The sequence below is a fragment of the Buttiauxella noackiae ATCC 51607 genome (assembly GCF_001654865.1).
In the GTDB taxonomy this organism is placed as follows: Bacteria; Pseudomonadota; Gammaproteobacteria; order Enterobacterales; family Enterobacteriaceae; genus Buttiauxella; species Buttiauxella noackiae.
The window spans coordinates 1-18,664 of record NZ_LXEO01000011.1; the positions used below are offsets into that span (position 1 = coordinate 1).

Sequence of the window (18,664 nt, forward strand, 5' to 3'; positions counted from 1 at the left end):
GCGCCATGTGCGGGTTTTTTGTTATTTGTAATCCATAAAATCCCTTCTTTTTATCCAGGTAATCAATCACATAATATTTGTATGTGCATATCTGTTATTTACATTAATTAACGATACACCCTCGGTTGGTTTACGCTCAGTCGACTATGCTGGTAGTGAAATATACTTATTTGATTGTAGATAGCATTAATAACTGGAGTTTTTTTATGGGCTTTTGGCGTATTGTTTTTACGATTATTTTACCCCCGTTGGGCGTTTTGTTAGGCAAGGGGTTCGGCTGGGCGTTTCTTTTAAATATTGTCCTGACTTTATTAGGTTATATTCCAGGCGTAATCCATGCGTTTTGGGTGCAAACCCGCGATTAATAAAATAAAACAGGCTTGTTGGTTTATTGCGAGTTTTGCAACGGTTCAGGTTGCGCTACACGCCACCGGCACAGCCTCTTTACATCATTCCCTTTCATTGGGTGAAAGCGGCCTGTTTACATTTTAATCTAGGAATGTTCTGATATAGCCAATTTTTAACGAGCTATAGAGTCGCTTTATGTTTCAACTAAAACAGGGAATGCTGGCAATGATTATTGGTTCCCGTACTGCAGCCGGGCGCGTAAACGTGGGTAAATCAGTCGAGCTTTTTGGACTGTGTGAGCCTGGTGAGAGCTTTATAAATCCGGTGACGGGAGTGATGACGCAACTTCCACGTGATGCAACTCATCCATTGTGGCTGGTGACTGGCAATGTAGTGGCTTTTGATGGGCGCGAAGGTTATACCTTTGTGCGGGCAGAATACCTGATGCCGCTTGATAAGACATTATTGCCAGAGCTTGATGAAGAACTGGCAGTATTTTGATTGGATGATGGCGACAGGTGGCAGTTAAAACGCGGTTGCCATCATTGGTTTTATTTTAACCTTCTAATTCTTCAATTCGAGCAATCAACGCGGGAAGTTCGCTTTCGGCGTAAACTTCGATACCATTTTGTCGCAGTAATGCGGCCGCCACTCCGACTCCCGGTTGGGTAATCCCCTGAAAAGTTCCGTCATAAATCTTCTGACTACCGCATGTTGGGCTACCGTCGGTCATCAATGCTAGTCTGCATCCTGATTCTTGTGCTGTTTTTAACGCAAGCCATGCAGCCAGGAGATAGCTTTGACTTACGTCCGTACCATCACTCTCCTGGATTTTTGCATTCTCCATCAGAGCCGTAAAACCATCACCCCCCACCAGTTCTGCGGGTAGGCGCGGTGTTGTAAGCCCTGCTGCTAATTCAGGGCAATGAATAACCAATCGTTGCTCTTGATGCCAGTGTTCTAACACGCGGGCAAGCAGTGGTTTGGCTTGCCCGTTATAGCGAACTTTAAAGCCCATCAGACAGGCACTAACCAGTATTTTTGTTTTCATGGCATCACGTAAATGTATGGAAAGATGCACGGTACTACAGTGTGCAGTGCCGACGCCACCCTGCTAATTTTGGGCGTTGCAAGGCAGAAGGTAACGGCATACTCTATCATTCCTTATGTGGCAGAAGTTACTAAACATAAGGATAATCAATTAAATGCCCCCATTGCCTTTGAAACAAACTCTTCGCATTGCGCTGGTTGGTGACTATAACCCTGCGGTCATTGCACATCAGGCTATTCCTCTTGCTTTAGATAATGCTGCTGAATATGTTGGCGTTACCGTTGACTACGATTGGTTGCCAACACCAGAAGTCACGAGTTCGGAAGACCTGGTGGGGTATGACGCCATCTGGTGCGTTCCAGCCAGCCCTTATCGGAATGAAGAGGGGGCTTTTTTGTCCATCCGTTTTGCCCGTGAGAACCAGATTCCGTTCCTTGGAACCTGTGGTGGATTCCAGCATGCAATTATCGAATACGCGCGAAACGTAATGGGCTGGGAAGATGCTGGTCATGCGGAAACTGAAAGCCAGGGCCGCTTGGTTATTGCGCCACTCATCTGTTCGCTGGTGGAGAAATCCGACGGTATAGAACTCGAAGCCAACTCAATAATTGCTAAAGCGTATGGCAGGGCGCGAATTGAGGAAAGCTACCATTGTAATTATGGGATAGCTGAAAATTTTGCCGAACAGCTAAGCCTGTCTGAACTACACGCCACCGGGTGGGATGAACGAGGTGATATTCGTGTCGTTGAGTTAAGGGGGCATCCTTTCTTCGTCGGTACGCTTTTCCAGCATGAGCGTAATGCCCTGAAGGATAAACCTGCGCCACTGGTTGAGGCTTTGCTCATGGCGGCGCAGCGTTAATCAGGAGGAGTGATGAGAACGCGCTGGGCTGATCTCCGCATCACGCCCGGCGAAACCGCCAAATACCGCCATCACGCACGCAAGGATCGCGCATCCCAACAAAGGAAGGCTCCATTGGCCAGAAAGGTCGTGTATTTTTCCCATTACTGGTGGCCCGAATGCAGCCAATAAATACCCAACGCATTGCGCCATGCCGGAGAGTGCCGCCGCCTGGTGTGCGCTATTCGCTCGTAAGCCGATAAACGTCAGGCCTAAAATCATCGTTGCGCCGGAGCCAAAGCCAAATATCACCACCCAGATGCTGGCGAGGCCTGGTACATACAGCAAGCCGATGCAGCTGACGGCGCAGAGTAATGCCATAAGAATTGCGATCCCTCGTTGATCTTTCAGGCGACTCAAGATCATGCCAACCAGCAAACCTGGTGCTGCGGTTGCAAGCTGCATTAGTCCGTGCAGGGAGCCTGCTTGTGCTTCGCTATAACCGTGGCTGATGAGTATTGAAGGCAGCCAGCCAATCACCACGTAATAAATTAATGAGTTAATTCCCAAAAATAGCGTGACTTGCCAGGCAAGAGTCGAGCTCCAGATGCCACGGCTATGTAGCGCTTTGCTCGTACTCAGGGTTGATGTGGTGTGATTGGATAGCTGTGGTAACCAAATCAGCAGTGCAACGATTGGAAAGATCATCAGCGCCATTAGTGCGCCAGGCCAACCGTAGCCGTGCTGAGCAATGGGGACGACAAACATTGAGCCAATAGCCGCAGCAACACCCATTGTTAGAGAATACGCGCCAGTCAGGCGTGCGACCTGGCCTGGGAAGTCACGTTTAATCAGGCCGGGTAATAGCACATTACCCATCGCAATACCGCAACCGATAATCGCTGTGCCAACATACAAGAATGCGGTGTTTCCCGCAGAACGCAGCGCGATCCCTCCGCAGATAATCAGCATCGCTGCAAAAAGGCTGCGTTCGATTCCAAAGCGACGGGCAATACCAGCAGCGAGTGGAGAAACTATCGCAAACGCTAATAGTGGGAGAGTGGTAAGGATGCCTGTTTGTGCCGTAGTCAGCCCAAAAGTATCGCGAATCATATCCAGCAACGGTGCCGCGCCGGTAAACGTAACGCGAAGTGTTGTGGCAATCATTAAAATGCCGAGCAGCAACAAGCCGTGTTTTTTCATGCTTGTGGAAGAAATTGACGTCATAAAAATATTCCTTAATACGAAGCGTTCAAGATACACGCTTTAGGAATGGATGAAATCAACGTAAAATGCCAGTTTATCCCTAAATTCGGACAAGGTTATGGAGCGCGGTTTAGCCCTCGAAGGATTCGACCCTGATAGTAATTGCCATCCTGCGCAGGCATTTCGGATTCTGGTGTCAGAAAGTGAGAACGAAATAGCCTTCCACCAGCATAGAAAAGGGCAGTTGATTCTGGCTTTGCACGGTGGGATTACCTGTGAAGTTGAGCAGGCGTTGTGGATGGTGCCAACTCAACACGCGGTCTGGATCCCTGGAGAAATGCCTCACAGTAACCGGGCCACGGCTAATGCACGTCTTTGTTTTCTGTTTATTGAACCTGGGGCGGTAGAGATGCCAACTCAATGCTGCACCCTGAGAATTTCACCGTTGGTTCGCGAGCTTATACTGCATCTGACTGAGCAACATGAAGGTGATTTATCGCAGCCTGCAACTCAAAGACTGGTACAGGTTTTGTTTGATGAATTGCCGCGCCAGGCGGTAGAACCGCTGCATTTGCCGATGTCAGGGCACCCGAAGATTCGCTTTATCGCTGACCAGTTGGCGCTGCATCCGCAGCAACGCCAGACCCTGCAGCAGTGGGCTTCGCACCTGGCGATGAGCGAGCGTAATCTGGCCCGTCTGGTGGTGAAGGAGACAGGTCTTAGTTTTCGGCGTTGGCGGCAACAGTTGCAATTAATCATCGCAATCCGGCTCTTAATTAGCGGTTCGTCTGTGCAACAGGTGGCGAGTGAACTCGGGTATGACTCGACCAATGCATTTATCACAATGTTTAAGAAAGCGCTTGGTAACACGCCAGGGCGTTATCTTGCATCACTGGAACCGCAGTAGAGCTATTACTGTTTCCCGATGACCAATGAAACCAGTCCGGCAGCGATAAGCGGCCCGACTGGTACACCGCGAAATAGCGCTACGCCAAGAACAGTGCCGACTAAAAGGCCCGCCACTAAACTTGGCTGACTGCTCATAAGCGTAACGCCACGCCCGCCAAGCCATGAAACAAACACCCCCACAATGATAGCAACCAGCGATTTCCAGTTGGTGAAAGAGTGCAAAAGGGTGCTTGCGGGTAGAGTGCCGCTGGCGATCGGGGCCATTACACCGATAGTCAGAATAATTATCCCCACTGTCAGGCCCTGTTTTTCAATCCACGGGAAGAAATGACTTAAAGGGGTTACGCGGACAATAATCAGTACCAGAATTGATACCGCAACGGTGGTGTTATGGCTAACAAACCCAAGCCCGGCGAGAGCCAGCAGGATTAATAGCGTGGAGTCGAAAATCATTTTGTTCCTTGCGAAGTAGGGCGAGTATAAAAAGAGAAAACGGTTTTTATTGTTATTAACCACTCTACGCGCAGGTGGATAGCCGCGTCAGCCTTTTTAAGTGATTCCCTATTTTTTTGTGCAAATGCATGATGTTTACTGATATTGCAGATTTTTAGCAGGTTACGTCTTTGCTGAGGAATATAAAAAATTAAAGGACTTTATTTGTGGGATATAAAGAAAATCAGCCAGTATAGGACTGGCTGATTTTGGGGTTAGCTGTAACTTTTACTCGCCTGCTTTTGGAAAAGCTCACGGAATACAGGGTAGATATCGTCCTGGTCGCGAATATGCTGCATCGCGAAGTTATCAAACGTGGATTGTAAATCCTCATATTCGCGCCACAAGGTTTGGTGGGCGCGGCGCGTAATTTCGATATAGCTGTAATAACGCACCATTGGCAGTAATTTCTTCGCCAGTAATTCATGGCACAACGGCGAATCATCGGCCCAGTTATCGCCATCAGAAGCTTGTGCGGCGTAAATATTCCACAGTGCAGGATCGTAGCGCTCCTTCATCACTTCATCCATCAGTTTCAGGGCGCTTGAGACAATTGTGCCGCCCGTTTCCTGCGAGTAAAAGAACTCATGCTCATCCACTTCTTTGGCCTGAGTGTGGTGGCGTATATAAACCACTTCCACGTTTTTATAGGTTCGACTCAGGAACAGATAGAGCAAAATATAAAAGCGTTTCGCCATATCTTTGGTGGCCTGATCCATCGAACCAGAAACGTCCATCAAACAGAACATTACCGCCTGGCTTGAAGGCTCAGGGCGTTTTTCGTAGTTTTTGTAGCGTAAATCGAAGGTGTCGATAAACGGTACGCGGGCTATTTTCTCGCGCAGTTCGGCAATCTCTTTGCGCAAGCGTTCTTCTTCAAGCAACTGAGCAGGTTCGCTGTTGCTCACCGTTTCAAGGCTGTCTTCAAGCTCATGTAATTGACGCCGTTTTCCAGCAGTCATCGCAGTGCGGCGAGCCAGCGAGTTTTGCAACGAACGGACAACGCTGATATTCGCCGGCACACCATTCGAGGTGTAACCCGCACGGTGTGATTTAAACTCGGTTATCTGGCGATGCTGATTCTTTTTCAGATTCGGCAATGCCAGGTCTTCAAACAATAAGTCGAGATATTCATCTTTAGAGATTTGAAAGACGAACTCATCCTGGCCTTCACCGTCCTGGCTTGCCTGGCCCTGGCCACCACCTGAACCACCGCCACCACCTTGCGGGCGCTCGATACGGTCGTTCTGTACAAAGTGATCGTTACCCGGGTGAACACGATGGCGTAGCCCACCACGCCCCTGATGAAACATCGGTTCGCTGATATCTTCACTAGGGATAGAGACGGATTCGCCGCTGTCCACGTCGGTTACCGAACGCTTGTTGATGGCCTCGGAAATCGACTGTTTAATCTGTGCTTTATAACGGCGCAAAAAGCGTTGGCGATTCACAGCGCTTTTGTTTTTGCCGTTCAGTCGCCTGTCAATAAAATAGGCCATATTTCCCCCAAACTTCTTTGCCAACTGCGCAGAGGTGCCACGGTTGTGGCACCCATTTTGACTTAGACGTTATGAAGATTTGCGCACCCGCAGATACCATTCGCACAGCAGACGGACTTGTTTGCGGGTATAGCCTTTCTCCATCATACGATCGACAAAGTCATCGTGTTTCTTCTGCTCGTCGGTCGAGGTTTTGGCATTGAACGAGATAACGGGTAGCAACTCTTCGGTGTTCGAGAACATTTTCTTCTCGATAACCGTGCGCAGCTTCTCGTAGCTGGTCCAGTTAGGGTTACGACCATTATTATTGGCTCGGGCACGCAAGACGAAATTCACGATTTCATTACGGAAATCTTTCGGATTGCTGATGCCCGCAGGTTTTTCAATTTTTTCCAGTTCCGCATTAAGAGATTCGCGGTCAAACAGCTGGCCGGTGTCCGGATCGCGGTATTCCTGATCCTGAATCCAGAAGTCAGCGTAGGTTACATAACGGTCGAAAATGTTTTGCCCATACTCTGAGTAGGATTCGAGGTACGCCGTCTGAATCTCTTTACCGATAAATTCGGCGTATTTAGGGATCAGATAGCCTTTTAAGTGCTCCAGATATTTCTCTGCCACATCCTGCGGGAACTGCTCACGCTCGATCTGTTGCTCCAGCACGTAGAACAAGTGCACCGGGTTCGCCGCCACTTCGACGTGGTCGAAGTTGAACACGCGCGACAAAATTTTGAACGCAAAACGTGTGGAGAGCCCGTTCATGCCTTCGTCTACACCGGCGTAATCACGATACTCCTGGTAGGATTTCGCTTTCGGGTCGGTATCTTTCAGACTTTCACCGTCATAAACCCTCATTTTGGAGTAAATGCTGGAGTTTTCCGGATCTTTCAAACGTGACAGAATCGAGAATCGAGACAGCGTTTCCAGGGTGCCAGGGGCGCAAGGCGCGTGCAGCAATTCACTGTGGGTCAACAGTTTTTCGTAGATCTTAATTTCTTCGGAAATACGCAGGCAATAAGGCACTTTGACGATGTAAACACGGTCAAGGAACGCCTCATTGTTTTTGTTGTTACGGAACGTCACCCACTCAGATTCGTTGGAGTGCGCCAGAATAATACCGTTAAACGGCAGGGCGGAGATGCCTTCGGTCCCGTTATAGTTCCCCTCCTGGGTTGCGGTGAGCAACGGGTGGAGCACTTTAATTGGCGCTTTAAACATCTCAACGAATTCCATGATGCCCTGATTTGCACGGCACAGCGCACCGGAATAGCCATAGGCATCGGGATCGTTTTGCGCGTGGTTTTCCAGTTTGCGAATATCCACTTTACCGACCAGCGCCGAGATATCCTGGTTGTTCTCGTCACCCGGTTCAGTTTTGGCAATCGCGATTTGTGCCAGAATTGACGGCCACACTTTAACGACGCGGAATTTTGTAATGTCGCCGCCAAACTCATGCAGACGTTTTGCCGCCCATGGAGACATAATCGTGCCGAGGTAGCGGGTCGGGACGCCGTACTCTTTTTCAAGAATAGAGGCATCTTCCTGTGGGTTGAACAGGCACAGCGGGTGGTCATTCACCGGGCTGCGTTCACCGTTGGCACTCAGCGTGTAAATAGGCACGCGCTGCATCAACGCTTTCAGGCGTTCAGCGAGTGAAGATTTACCGCCGCCCACCGGCCCCAGTAAATAGAGGATCTGTTTCTTCTCTTCCAGACCCTGGGCCGCGTGTTTGAGATAGGCAACAATCTGCTCAATGGCTTCTTCCATGCCATAGAACTCTTCAAACGCTGGATAACGGGAGATCACCCGGTTCGAAAAGAGACGGGATAGCCGTGGCTCAGTGGCAGTATCCACCATCACTGGCTCACCAATGGCCATCAATAGCCTTTCTGCCGCGTTAGCATAGGCACTGCGATCTTGCTTACATACAGCAAGAAACTCCTGCAGTGTGAACTCTTCGTCCTTGGCAGCTTCATAACGCTGGCGATAGTGATCGAATATATTCATGGCATGCCGTCCTTTCGTTTTTAGCACAGGTTAGAGAGCCGAGGGTAATAGTAATGGGGGCTCCCGGAAGACGTCTCCTGAATCTTGAGCAACCCTTATGCCAACTTCGTTAGTGGCAGTTTTATTGCTGCGTTCAGCGTATTTCATCTTCCTAAAATAAAGCGTAGATGGCATTTGCAAAACTTGCATACGGCTGCAAGCCAATTTCAATGACATATCAATAACTCATCCATTTATTTCTCCTTTTGTTGTAAAGGGAAGGGACTCGCATCACATGACGTTCATAAAAGTGAAAAGAAGGTGAAACCTGTGTGAGGGATGTTAGTCAATTGGTTTGAGATTTCGAATAAGTAAAAAACTTGGGGTGCTAAGCGAGAGAGGTTACACTCTCGTCGCTGATTATTTGATTAAAGGACTGAATGGATTGTGAGCAAATTCAAAATTCTTGCATTAGGGGCGTTGATTGCCTCATCTTTTTCTGCTGCACAGGCAGCAGATGGCCCATGGTCTTTAGGGGCTGCTGCATTGGTCACCCCGAATCCTTACAAAGGCGACCAGGACCGGGTGTATCCGGTTCCGATGGTGGGTTATGAAGGGGATAGTTTCTACCTGCGTGGCATCAACGCAGGTTACTACCTGTGGAACGACAAGACCGATAAGCTCTCCGTCACCGCTTACTATTCGCCGTTATTCTTCCGTGCGAAAGACAGTGACTCTGACAGCATGCGCAAGCTGGATAACCGCAAAGCGACGTTAATGGCAGGGCTTTCCTATGTTCATTACACCGATTATGGTTTCCTGCGCACCGTGCTGGCAGGTGATACCCTGGACAACAGTAATGGCATTACCTGGGATACTGCGTGGTTGTATCGCTACAACAGCGACAAATTGACTCTGACGCCAGGGATTGGGGTGCAGTGGAGCAGTGATAATCAAAATGATTATTACTATGGTGTGAGTAAGAAAGAGTCCAGCCGCAGTGGCCTGAGCTCTTACGAAGCTGAAAGCAGCTGGTCGCCGTATGTTGAGCTGTCCGTTAACTACAAATTAACTCAGGACTGGAGCGTATTCGGACTGGGCCGTTATGTGCGTCTGGCAAATGAAGTCACCGATAGCCCGATGGTCGATAAAGAGTGGACCGGTGTATTGATGACCGGTGTGACCTATAGTTTCTGATGGTGCAACTCATGCACTTCTACGGGGCGCTTGCGCCCCGTTTGCATTATGTTGGTGCAACTATTTAAGGAGGATGTCATGGCGAAACAAATTCTCTTTCCTCAATCACAACCTTTACCGGCAATTGGGCAAGGCACCTGGTATATGGGTGAAAAGCCTGCGCAACGCACAGAAGAAGCCAATGCACTACGCGCGGGCATCGACCTTGGGTTGACGCTCATCGATACCGCTGAAATGTATGCCGATGGTGGCGCGGAAAAGGTGGTGGGTGAAGCTATTAGCGGCAGACGAGATGAGGTTTTCCTCGTCTCAAAAGTGTATCCGTGGAACGCCGCAGGGCAGCATGCAATTGCCGCCTGCGAGGCGAGCCTGAAACGGCTAAAAACAGATTATCTCGACCTCTATTTACTGCACTGGCGTGGTGATATTCCGCTGCAAGATACCCTCAAGGTCATGCAGCAGCTCATACAGCAAGGCAAAATTCGCCGTTGGGGTGTTTCTAATTTTGACTATGCAGATATGCAAGAGTTATGGCGTGAGGCTGGTGGGCGTGGATGTGCTACCAACCAGGTGCTTTACCATCTTGCATCTCGTGGGATCGAACATGATTTACTGCCCTGGTGCCAACAGCAAAAGATACCTGTTATGGCTTATTGCCCTTTAGCACAGGCGGGGCGTTTGCGTCGTGGGTTGATGAATGATCCGGCACTCAATGAGTTGGCAAACCGTAAAGGTGTGACTGTTGCACAGTTATTACTGGCGTGGGTCATTCATCACGATGGTGTGATGGCAATTCCGAAAGCGGGGAGTGTGGCGCATGTGAAAGAAAATGCGGCGGCACTTGAAGTTACTTTGAGTCAGGAAGAAATAGCGCTGATGGAAAAGGCGTTCCCGGCACCGGGCCGTAAAACGCCTTTAGATATGGTTTAAGCTTTTTTCGCTACACGCACAGTTGTTGCTAAACGAGCCGGTTTATCAGCTGTCGCTTTCTGCGTTGCACTCGCACATGCGGTTTCAACACACACGAAAGTTTTGTAACCATCGTCTGGCATATCTGCCATAGAAGCAGAGAGTGCCGGGCCTGGGTTCCAGCCAACCACATTGACATGGTGGTGGTGAACAACGTCAATGGTGCGGTTAAGGCTCGCGTCATGAATAACGCTGCACTCTTCTGGTTCCAGGTAAACACGGTCTGTGCGATCAGGGAAGGTCTGGACACCGTCGGTTAACTGGCCTTCAGTCGCATTCAACACTTTATCGATATAACGTTTACCCAGACCGCTCACTTTCACATCAGCAATATCGCCAACGTTGAAATAAGTGTGCAGGGCGGAGTTAACTTCAAATTCACCGTGCGCTTCCAGTTCCATCTCACAGGTTTTACCCAGTTTGTAACGTGCGTACAGGGTAAAATCATGCGGCCAGTATTTGCGGGAAACATCGCTGCTTTGCAATTCGAAGGTCAGGGAAACACCGCTTTCATCTTCGTTATGCGCAGTCAGAGCCCATGGCAGGTTGCGGGCAAAACCGTGTGCTGGCAGGTCTGCTTGTGCACCTGGTCCAAACCATGGCCAGCAGATTGGCACGCCGCCACGAATAGCGGTACCGTGTTTGAACGGAGTATTGCCGCTCAGCCAAAGCACTTCTTCTTCGCCAGCTGGTTTCCATGACAACAGGTGTGCGCCTTGCAAAGTCACAGCACCACGTGCTTGTGGATGTTCAACCACGATAACTTCCAGCTCATCAATCTGACGGCGTGAAATAGAAGGAGTGATTTGTTCAATTACTGGAAGGGCAAAAATTTTGTTAATCATTGACTCACCTATCAATCGAAGCCAAAAAAAAGGCGACCGCATGGGTCGCCTTCAGGACTAATTGCTCATCTCAACTTATTTGGAGATGTGAGCGATCAGGTCCAGTACTTTGTTTGAGTAGCCAGTTTCGTTGTCGTACCAGGAAACCAGTTTCACAAAGTTGTCGTTCAGTGCGATACCAGCTTTAGCATCGAACACAGAAGTACAGATTTCGCCGTTGAAATCAGTAGATACAACGTCGTCTTCGGTGTAACCCAGAACGCCTTTCATTGGGCCTTCAGAAGCCGCTTTGATTGCTTTCTTGATTTCTTCGTAAGACGCAGCTTTTTCCAGACGAACGGTCAGGTCAACTACAGACACGTTTGGAGTTGGAACGCGGAACGCCATACCAGTGATTTTACCGTTCAGCTCTGGCAGTACAACGCCTACAGCTTTAGCAGCACCGGTAGAAGAAGGGATGATGTTCTGAGCTGCGCCGCGGCCGCCGCGCCAGTCTTTGTGAGACGGGCCATCAACAGTTTTCTGAGTAGCGGTAGTTGCGTGAACAGTGGTCATCAGGCCTTCAACGATACCGAAGTTGTCGTTGATAACTTTAGCCAGTGGAGCCAAGCAGTTAGTGGTGCAAGATGCGTTAGAAACGATATCCTGGCCAGCATATTTCTCGAAGTTAGCACCTTTAACGAACATAGGAGTGCTATCTTTAGAAGGACCAGTCAGAACAACCTTTTTAGCGCCAGCAGTGATGTGCTTACGAGCGGTTTCGTCAGTCAGGAACAGACCAGTTGCTTCAGCAACAACGTCTACGTTGACTTCGTTCCACTTCAGGTTAGCCGGGTCACGTTCTGCGGTAACACGGATAGTTTTGCCGTTAACAACCAGGTGGCCGTCTTTGACTTCTACAGTGCCGTTGAAACGACCGTGAGTTGAGTCGTACTTCAGCATGTAAGCCATGTATTCAGCGTCTAACAGGTCGTTGATTGCAACGATCTCGATGTCAGAACGTTCCTGAGCAGCACGGAAAACAATACGGCCGATACGGCCAAAACCGTTGATACCTACTTTGATAGTCATATATTCCACCAGCTATTTGTTAGTGAATAAAAGGTTGCCTGTAAAATTACAAAAACCTTACTCAGCGTCAAGCGGAATCGTGTCAATCATTGCGACAAATCAATCCTATGGACATCATTTGAACGACTGAACCGCCTCGCGCTTCCCTTTTGGCTCTTTAGCCATATGGGGACGATGCGAGGAATTTTAAAGGACCATTCCAACAAGAATGTGACGGCGATCACAATTGACGCTGCGCCTGAAATTCAGGGCTAAGTTTAGAACAAAAAACAGCACGGCGTTGTTAATTTTTTGTTAGAATCATGCTGTTATCAGTTACAGTACCCACTGCCCGAGATGTACGCATATGGCTAACCAATTACCTCCTGATTTATCGAAAAAAAACCTTTCTGAAATGCAGTTTTATGTCACCCAGAAGCATGGCACTGAGCCACCGTTTTCCGGGCGTCTACTGCATAACAAACGGGAAGGGGTGTATCATTGCCTGGTCTGCGACGCACCGTTGTTTATGTCAGAGTCTAAGTATGACTCAGGCTGCGGCTGGCCTAGCTTCTATGAACCCGTAAGCGACAGCGCTATCCATTACATCAAGGACTTCTCACACGGTATGGAGCGGATTGAAATCCGTTGCGGCAATTGTGAAGCCCACTTAGGCCATGTTTTCCCGGATGGCCCGCAGCCAACAGGTGAGCGTTACTGCGTGAATTCAGCCTCGTTAAACTTCACCGATGATAAAAACGGCGAGCAAATCGAAGGTTGAAAAATCGATTCAGCAAATTATTCCACAGGAACTTGCCTCATGATGAATCTGGACGAGATGTTAGAAGCAATGACACCGGAAGTTTATCAACGCCTGGTGACTGCCGTTGAGCTGGGGAAATGGCCAGACGGTGTGGCACTGACGCCCGATCAAAAAGAGAACAGTTTGCAATTAGTGATGATGTGGCAGACGCGTCATAACACCGATCCGCAGCATATGACCATCGGCACTGACGGCAACATCGTGATGAAGAGTAAGCAGCAACTTAAAGCTGAATTCGGCATTGAGCCTGCGCCAATTATGACCGTGAAGCTGTAAACTCAAAAAAACTGGGTGGCACAATTGCCGCCCAGTTTGATTTTGAAAATTAATGCTCCGTTTTAATGCCCAAATCTTTGGCTAGCTCTTTCGCCAGTTGGTTATTATCATCCGCGCCATACTCCCAGAACATTGCGCCACCCAGGCCTTTCGCTTTGATGTACTCCGCTTTAATTGCTACAGAACGCGGGTTCTCATAAGAAATAGCGAACAGCGGCTTACCTTCGGCTGACTTGATGGTCAGATAAGGCACATGCGCGTCATCATCCCAGTTTTCGGTAAAGCGTTTCTGCGGATCGTTAAGCATCTTGCTGACAATATCGTTGTATTTCATATAACTGTCTTTGGTTAGATCAACACCTAAAGACATAAACAACGCTTTTTCTGTATCACCAAAGTACGGTTGTGTGACCGGATTTTTAGCAGCGTCTGGTTTATCCCAGTCAATACCCGGTTCGGTTGCGCGTTTAGGGATACGGCCGTAGAAGCCGATACCGAGGTTCATCTGTGCCGGCTTAAGCCCCGCTTTGATATAATTATCGACCACGAAATTAACGTTGTAGTTATCAGCCGCAGCCACGGTTGGCCAGGTCTTCGAATCATACAGATTAGCGTTAAAGTACTGAGTGCCATACGCCATGTCGTAGGTCATCAGGTTGATGTAATCCAGCGCTGGTGCAATGGCCTTCACATCGACCCATTCCGTTGGGCTTTTCACGTTAGCGCCCACAGCGATGGTCAGTAATTTTTCTTTACCCAAAGCGGTGCGCAGTTCGTTTAGCAAGGCAGTGAAATTAGCGCGGTCTTCAGGAAGACTTGCCACTAACCCCCATGCGCCATTCACCGGGTATTCCCAATCCAAATCGATACCATCGAGTCCGTAGCGTTGAATCACATCCTGTACTGAGCGGATAAACACAGCGCGGTTTTCAGGTGTTGCCGCAGCTCCTGAAAAGCCACGAGCACCCCAACCACCTACAGACAGCAAAACTTTCAGTGAGGGATTCTGTTTACGCAACTCCGGGATCTTCTCAAGGTCGGACATCACTTTTGGTGATAACCAAATCTGGTGCAATTTTGAGGCATCTTTCAGCGCCGGATTGGTTTCGTCTTTCTCGTCGTTGTAAATCAGACCAAATGAGTAATTGAGGTGGGTTATCTGGCGCACATCGAGTTTGTTGATATCGCCACCAGGCCCGGCGGTAACATCACCGCCTCCATTAAAGTAACCGACGGAGAGATAAGAGCTTGCCTGAGCCACACCGGCACAGGCGATTTGTATTACTGCGAGCAACGGCAGCAGTTTACGCGTGAAGACCATAGGGTAGTTCCTCTTTGACGAGTCATAACAATAAAAACCAGCCGTAACCCGGGGGACGGAAGGTAAAAAAATACAGCTAACATGCTGCATTAATAAGCAAAGTCATTATGAGAGCGCTCTCAAAAATCAGCTATCTAAAAAAGCCAGGAATGAGAGCGGAATCGAGAAAGGGGAAGGGCGCAATTGCGCCCTGGGGGAAAATTAGTAAGTAAAATCAGCAAACGTCATTAAAGTGGCACCTGCCGCTGACATGGTCTGGAATGCCTTCAGACTGTCCTGAGGATGAAGGTTCACGCCCCGGCAACCATCGGTAATCACTATCACGTCATAACCCAATGTCAGAGCGTCGAGTACTGTGAACTTCACGCAATAATCGGTTGCTAAACCCATAACAACGATCTGTTTGATCTCATTACGAAATAGCCAGCTATCGAGCTCCGTCTTCTGGCGATGCCCATTATCGAAAAAGCCACTATAGCTATCAATTTGAGTATTTTCGCCTTTGCGAAAAATAGCGTCGATCTCCTGAGTATTCAGCAAAGGGTGGAGTTCTGCGCCTTCGCTGTGTTGTACGCAGTGATCAGGCCACCAGGTTTGTCTCAAACCGTCGAGTTTACCCTGGGTATAAGGCTCGGTTTTTTGCACGCTGGCAAAGCTTCCGTGATTAGCTGGATGCCAGTCTTGTGTGGCAACAACGGCATCCCCACGCGTTTTGCAAAAACTCATCAGCGCATTCGCCACATCAACAATGCTATCCCCATCAGGGACAGCAAGGGCGCCACCGGCACAAAAATCATTCTGTATATCAACCATCAACAAAGCACGCTTCATGGTGTCTCCTTACTCGTCTGGGGTGAGTTCACCACGCAAGTTGCGCGTCATGGCCTCGCGAATGGCCTGCACATCCAGATTCTGGCTGAGCAAATAGTGAAGCTTAGTTAATGTCGCTTCTACAGTCATATCATAGCCGCTAACTACGCCTGCCTGAGCCAGAGCATTACCCGTTGCGTAGCCGCCCATATTGACTTTACCGGACATACATTGCGTCAGGTTCACAACGATAATGCCGCGTGAACAGGCTTCCTGTAACTCTCTGAGGAATGCGCCATGCTGCGGGGCGTTCCCCACACCGTAAGAACGCAGGATTAATGCCTTAACCGGTTGACGTAAAAAGTTGCCGACAACGTCTGCTGAAATTCCCGGATAAATCGTCACCACGCCAATCGGCTGTGGCGTAATCGGGTGAACAATCAACTCACCTTCGCTGTGTGGTGCGGCGGGCGTATTCAGGCGGCGAATGTGGATACCCGCTTCAAGCAGCGGTGCAAGATTTGGCGAGGCAAAGGCATCAAAACCGTCGGCATGTGCCTTGGTCGTGCGGTTACCGCGATACAAACGATTATTGAAGAATAGAGTGACTTCGTTAATCGGGAAATTGGCTGCGATGTACAAAGAGTTAAGCAGGTTAATCTGCCCATCAGAACGCAGCTCAGCCAGCGGAATCTGCGAACCAGTAACAATGACCGGTTTGCTAAGGTTTTCCAGCATGAAAGAGAGCGCCGAGGCGGTAAACGCCATGGTGTCGGTGCCATGCAGAATCACAAAGCCGTCGTATTTGTCGTAATTGGCTTTAATGTCATCAGCAATATGCTGCCAGTCCTCTGGCGTCATATCAGAGGAGTCCATCAGCGGCTGATATTCGTGAATTGTGAAATCAGGCATTTCCTGGCGATGGAATTCTGGCATCAAAGCCAACTGGCGTTGTAGGTGGCCGGAAACAGGAATGTAACCGTGTTCTGAACGCTGCATACCGATAGTACCGCCGGTATAGGCAACGTAGATGGATTTCTTTTGCATGAGTGAACTCAGGGCTGGCTTTTACGTTATGGGCGCAGTATAAGGCGACGAGGCAAAAAAATCAGCCCGGTAAATACCGGGCTGGATTAAAGATTATCGTACATCACCACAGGTGAGGCAGAAGGCATATCGGTTTTGCGGGTCATTCATTGTGCCAAACTTGTCGTTTTGCGCTTTTACCGCCAAAGCCGCATCTGCCAGCGGTGCTGGCAAATATGCCTGTAATGCTTGTGGCAACATGGCACGTACCGAGCCGCTCACGCTGTTGAAGACCATATCAAGCATGCTTGGCTCATCTTGCCAGAAAACCAGGTGCCAGCTTTTAAGTTTCGCAAGCTCAGCGGCTTTCGCAACGGCATCATCGAAATCACCCAGGCTGTCAACCAGGCCGTTTGCTTTTGCATCCTGACCTGTCCAGACATGGCCCTGAGCGATAGCATCGATTTGTTCCGGGGTTTTCTTACGGGAATCCGCAACCAGGTTCACAAAGCGCTTATAGCCGTTCTCGATGGTCAACTGCATCATCTGTTGAACTTCCGGTGGCAGTGATTTTGTCACCGCAACATCGGCTAATGGTGAGGTCGCCACTCCATCTGTATGAACGCCAATGGAATCGAGGCTGTTTTCAACAGTGTTTATGACGCCAAAGATGCCAATTGAGCCGGTCAATGTATTCGGGCTTGCCACGATGTAATTAGCTGGAGTTGAAATCCAATAACCGCCTGATGCCGCCATACCGCCCATTGAAACTACAATCGGTTTACCCGCAGTGCGTGCCGCTTCCAGCTCATCACGAATGACTTCTGATGCCGTCACGCTGCCGCCGGGGCTGTTTACGCGCAGAACAATCGCTTTCACTTTCGGGTCAAGGCGCGCCTCGCGAATTTGCATTGCCGTGGTGTCACCACCCACCTGGCCTGGCGTTTCCTCTCCATCCATAATCGCGCCATTGGCGATAATCACCGCGATAGAGTCACCTTTATCAGACGGTTTTTTTACTACGTAGTCATACATGCTGGTGTAGCTGAAATCTTTGTTCTCTTTATTCCAGCCAAACTGCTTAACCATCGCTTTATCAACAGCGGCGCTGCTGGCAAGTTCATCAACCAATTTGTTATCCAGGGCATATTTCGCGGTGTCGCCCCCAAGTTTTTGCAGGTTATCAAGCAGACCCTGCGCCCCCGGGAACACTTGCTGTGCGGTAATCTGGCGGTTAGCTGCAATGGTGGTGAGATAGTTTTGCCACAGCTCGCCAATCCAGCGGCTATCTGCTTCACGCGCAGCCGGAGACATATCATCACGAATAAACGGCTCAACGGCAGATTTATAAGTCCCGACGCGGAAGATATGCGTGGAAACTTTCAGCTTATCGAGCAGCGTTTTGTAATAGAGCGAGTTGGTAGCAAAGCCGTGAAGATCCACCACGCCTTGCGGTGAGAGCCAAATTTTATTGGCAAAACTTGCCAGGTAATATTGCCCCTGGTTGTAGCTGTCGCCCACGGCATAAACCGGTTTCCCGCTGTCGCGGAATTCACGCAGTGCTTTGCCGATATATTGCATGGAAGGCTGGTCGCCACCGGCAAACTCTTTTAAATCGAGCACAATGCCGGTGATGTTGCGGTCATCTTTTGCTTGTCGAATGGTATCGACCACATCAAACAATGAGTTTTCCTGCAGGCGATCTGAGCTTGCGCCAAGCAACTGGCGGCCAATCACGCCCAATTTATTGCTGACCGAAGGCTTATCGACCACCACGCCGGTGATATCAAGCAACAACGCACCGCGTGCAGGTTCTGCTGGCGCGCTGTTAATCTGCATCCAGATCCCTACGCCAACCAGCACCAACAACACTAAAAATAGGTTAAGAATAAATTCTCGAATAAAGTTAAGCAGACGCCAGGTCCACTTAAAAAAACCGGCAACAAATCGCCCGATGGTGCGCATGTATTCTCCGTAATATCTGGCAAGCTGCATATAACAGCTTTAGTGAACGCTAT

19 protein-coding genes are annotated in these 18,664 nt (G+C 49.2%); 8 read left to right on the plus strand and 11 right to left on the minus strand.

Features of this window, described 5'->3' with window-relative positions; all coding sequences use genetic code 11:
* The first annotated feature begins 206 nt into the window (after nt 1-206).
* Together M979_RS04235 and M979_RS04240 are read left to right on the plus strand one after the other, a co-directional pair.
* Entirely contained in the window at nt 207-365 is a 159-nt protein-coding gene (locus tag M979_RS04235; RefSeq protein WP_034456077.1) for a YqaE/Pmp3 family membrane protein, read from the plus strand.
* A 178-nt stretch (nt 366-543) separates the two neighbouring features.
* Entirely contained in the window at nt 544-849 is a 306-nt protein-coding gene (locus M979_RS04240; RefSeq protein WP_064553871.1) for a hypothetical protein, read from the plus strand.
* Between the two features lie 55 nt (nt 850-904).
* Here M979_RS04240 and M979_RS04245 read toward each other — a convergent pair whose 3' ends face one another.
* Nucleotides 905-1,399 carry a 2-thiouracil desulfurase family protein gene (locus tag M979_RS04245; RefSeq protein WP_064553947.1) on the minus strand — a complete coding sequence of 165 codons (495 nt, stop codon included), beginning with the start codon at nt 1,397-1,399 and terminating at the stop codon, nt 905-907.
* 154 nt (nt 1,400-1,553) lie between these two features.
* Between M979_RS04245 and M979_RS04250 the strand changes: the two genes are divergently transcribed.
* Nucleotides 1,554-2,261 carry a CTP synthase C-terminal region-related (seleno)protein gene (locus tag M979_RS04250; protein WP_064553872.1) on the plus strand — a complete coding sequence of 236 codons (708 nt, stop codon included), beginning with the start codon at nt 1,554-1,556 and terminating at the stop codon, nt 2,259-2,261.
* Here M979_RS04250 and M979_RS04255 read toward each other — a convergent pair whose 3' ends face one another.
* On the minus strand, nt 2,262-3,467 hold the full coding sequence (locus M979_RS04255) for a CynX/NimT family MFS transporter (RefSeq protein WP_064553873.1): 1,206 nt from the start codon (nt 3,465-3,467) through the stop codon (nt 2,262-2,264).
* Between the two features lie 97 nt (nt 3,468-3,564).
* On the opposite strand from M979_RS04255, the gene M979_RS04260 reads away from it, so the two are divergent.
* Nucleotides 3,565-4,353, plus strand: coding sequence for an AraC family transcriptional regulator (locus M979_RS04260; RefSeq protein ID WP_064553874.1), 789 nt, complete (start codon nt 3,565-3,567; stop codon nt 4,351-4,353).
* A gap of 5 nt (nt 4,354-4,358) precedes the next feature.
* Here M979_RS04260 and M979_RS04265 read toward each other — a convergent pair whose 3' ends face one another.
* The 3 genes from M979_RS04265 to yeaG form a co-directional block, all read right to left on the minus strand.
* Nucleotides 4,359-4,805, minus strand: coding sequence for a DUF441 domain-containing protein (locus M979_RS04265; protein ID WP_034457157.1), 447 nt, complete (start codon nt 4,803-4,805; stop codon nt 4,359-4,361).
* 257 nt (nt 4,806-5,062) lie between these two features.
* Nucleotides 5,063-6,346 (minus strand): YeaH/YhbH family protein, encoded by a 1,284-nt coding sequence (locus tag M979_RS04270; protein ID WP_034456070.1) that lies wholly within the window; start codon nt 6,344-6,346, stop codon nt 5,063-5,065.
* A gap of 69 nt (nt 6,347-6,415) precedes the next feature.
* A complete protein-coding gene (yeaG, locus tag M979_RS04275) occupies nt 6,416-8,350 on the minus strand; it encodes a protein kinase YeaG (RefSeq protein WP_034456069.1) in 1,935 nt (644 codons plus the stop codon).
* 426 nt (nt 8,351-8,776) lie between these two features.
* Here yeaG and M979_RS04280 point away from each other — a divergent pair, with 426 nt between their 5' ends.
* Together M979_RS04280 and M979_RS04285 are read left to right on the plus strand one after the other, a co-directional pair.
* Entirely contained in the window at nt 8,777-9,526 is a 750-nt protein-coding gene (locus tag M979_RS04280; protein WP_064553875.1) for a MipA/OmpV family protein, read from the plus strand.
* A gap of 78 nt (nt 9,527-9,604) precedes the next feature.
* The gene (locus M979_RS04285) at nt 9,605-10,456 is read left to right on the plus strand and encodes an aldo/keto reductase (protein ID WP_064553876.1); all 852 of its coding nucleotides are present in this window, start codon (nt 9,605-9,607) and stop codon (nt 10,454-10,456) included.
* Here M979_RS04285 and M979_RS04290 read toward each other — a convergent pair.
* Complete coding sequence (locus tag M979_RS04290) at nt 10,453-11,340, minus strand: D-hexose-6-phosphate mutarotase (RefSeq protein ID WP_064553877.1); 888 nt, start codon at nt 11,338-11,340, stop codon at nt 10,453-10,455. The genes M979_RS04285 and M979_RS04290 overlap by 4 nt on opposite strands.
* A 75-nt stretch (nt 11,341-11,415) precedes the next feature.
* Entirely contained in the window at nt 11,416-12,411 is a 996-nt protein-coding gene (gene gapA / locus M979_RS04295) for a glyceraldehyde-3-phosphate dehydrogenase (protein ID WP_034456065.1), read from the minus strand.
* A 346-nt stretch (nt 12,412-12,757) separates the two neighbouring features.
* Between gapA and msrB the strand changes: the two genes are divergently transcribed.
* Together msrB and M979_RS04305 are read left to right on the plus strand one after the other, a co-directional pair.
* Nucleotides 12,758-13,171, plus strand: a complete 414-nt coding sequence (gene msrB, locus M979_RS04300) for a peptide-methionine (R)-S-oxide reductase MsrB (RefSeq protein WP_034456064.1) — start codon at nt 12,758-12,760, stop codon at nt 13,169-13,171.
* A 42-nt stretch (nt 13,172-13,213) separates the two neighbouring features.
* A complete protein-coding gene (locus tag M979_RS04305) occupies nt 13,214-13,489 on the plus strand; it encodes a YeaC family protein (RefSeq protein WP_122974001.1) in 276 nt (91 codons plus the stop codon).
* Between the two features lie 49 nt (nt 13,490-13,538).
* On the opposite strand, the gene chiD is transcribed toward M979_RS04305, so the two are convergent.
* The 4 genes from chiD to sppA all read right to left on the minus strand — a co-directional run bounded on the left by chiD (nt 13,539) and on the right by sppA (nt 18,611).
* Complete coding sequence (chiD, locus tag M979_RS04310; RefSeq protein WP_064553878.1) at nt 13,539-14,810, minus strand: chitinase ChiD; 1,272 nt, start codon at nt 14,808-14,810, stop codon at nt 13,539-13,541.
* Between the two features lie 201 nt (nt 14,811-15,011).
* Nucleotides 15,012-15,641 carry a bifunctional nicotinamidase/pyrazinamidase gene (gene pncA, locus M979_RS04315; protein ID WP_064553879.1) on the minus strand — a complete coding sequence of 210 codons (630 nt, stop codon included), beginning with the start codon at nt 15,639-15,641 and terminating at the stop codon, nt 15,012-15,014.
* A 9-nt stretch (nt 15,642-15,650) separates the two neighbouring features.
* A complete protein-coding gene (gene ansA, locus M979_RS04320) occupies nt 15,651-16,667 on the minus strand; it encodes an asparaginase (protein ID WP_034456060.1) in 1,017 nt (338 codons plus the stop codon).
* A gap of 93 nt (nt 16,668-16,760) precedes the next feature.
* Nucleotides 16,761-18,611 carry a signal peptide peptidase SppA gene (sppA, locus tag M979_RS04325; protein ID WP_064553880.1) on the minus strand — a complete coding sequence of 617 codons (1,851 nt, stop codon included), beginning with the start codon at nt 18,609-18,611 and terminating at the stop codon, nt 16,761-16,763.
* Between the last annotated feature and the right edge of the window lie 53 nt (nt 18,612-18,664).

Coding starts and splice junctions, on each gene's coding strand:
- M979_RS04235 (WP_034456077.1), top strand. CDS start 207: ATGGGCTTTTGGCGTATTGTTTTTACGATTATTTTACCCCCGTTGGGC.
- M979_RS04240 (WP_064553871.1), top strand. CDS start 544: ATGTTTCAACTAAAACAGGGAATGCTGGCAATGATTATTGGTTCCCGT.
- M979_RS04245 (WP_064553947.1), bottom strand. CDS start 1,399: ATGAAAACAAAAATACTGGTTAGTGCCTGTCTGATGGGCTTTAAAGTT.
- M979_RS04250 (WP_064553872.1), top strand. CDS start 1,554: ATGCCCCCATTGCCTTTGAAACAAACTCTTCGCATTGCGCTGGTTGGT.
- M979_RS04255 (WP_064553873.1), bottom strand. CDS start 3,467: ATGACGTCAATTTCTTCCACAAGCATGAAAAAACACGGCTTGTTGCTG.
- M979_RS04260 (WP_064553874.1), top strand. CDS start 3,565: ATGGAGCGCGGTTTAGCCCTCGAAGGATTCGACCCTGATAGTAATTGC.
- M979_RS04270 (WP_034456070.1), bottom strand. CDS start 6,346: ATGGCCTATTTTATTGACAGGCGACTGAACGGCAAAAACAAAAGCGCT.
- yeaG (WP_034456069.1), bottom strand. CDS start 8,350: ATGAATATATTCGATCACTATCGCCAGCGTTATGAAGCTGCCAAGGAC.
- M979_RS04285 (WP_064553876.1), top strand. CDS start 9,605: ATGGCGAAACAAATTCTCTTTCCTCAATCACAACCTTTACCGGCAATT.
- M979_RS04290 (WP_064553877.1), bottom strand. CDS start 11,340: ATGATTAACAAAATTTTTGCCCTTCCAGTAATTGAACAAATCACTCCT.
- gapA (WP_034456065.1), bottom strand. CDS start 12,411: ATGACTATCAAAGTAGGTATCAACGGTTTTGGCCGTATCGGCCGTATT.
- msrB (WP_034456064.1), top strand. CDS start 12,758: ATGGCTAACCAATTACCTCCTGATTTATCGAAAAAAAACCTTTCTGAA.
- M979_RS04305 (WP_122974001.1), top strand. CDS start 13,214: ATGAATCTGGACGAGATGTTAGAAGCAATGACACCGGAAGTTTATCAA.
- chiD (WP_064553878.1), bottom strand. CDS start 14,810: ATGGTCTTCACGCGTAAACTGCTGCCGTTGCTCGCAGTAATACAAATC.
- pncA (WP_064553879.1), bottom strand. CDS start 15,641: ATGAAGCGTGCTTTGTTGATGGTTGATATACAGAATGATTTTTGTGCC.
- ansA (WP_034456060.1), bottom strand. CDS start 16,667: ATGCAAAAGAAATCCATCTACGTTGCCTATACCGGCGGTACTATCGGT.
- sppA (WP_064553880.1), bottom strand. CDS start 18,611: ATGCGCACCATCGGGCGATTTGTTGCCGGTTTTTTTAAGTGGACCTGG.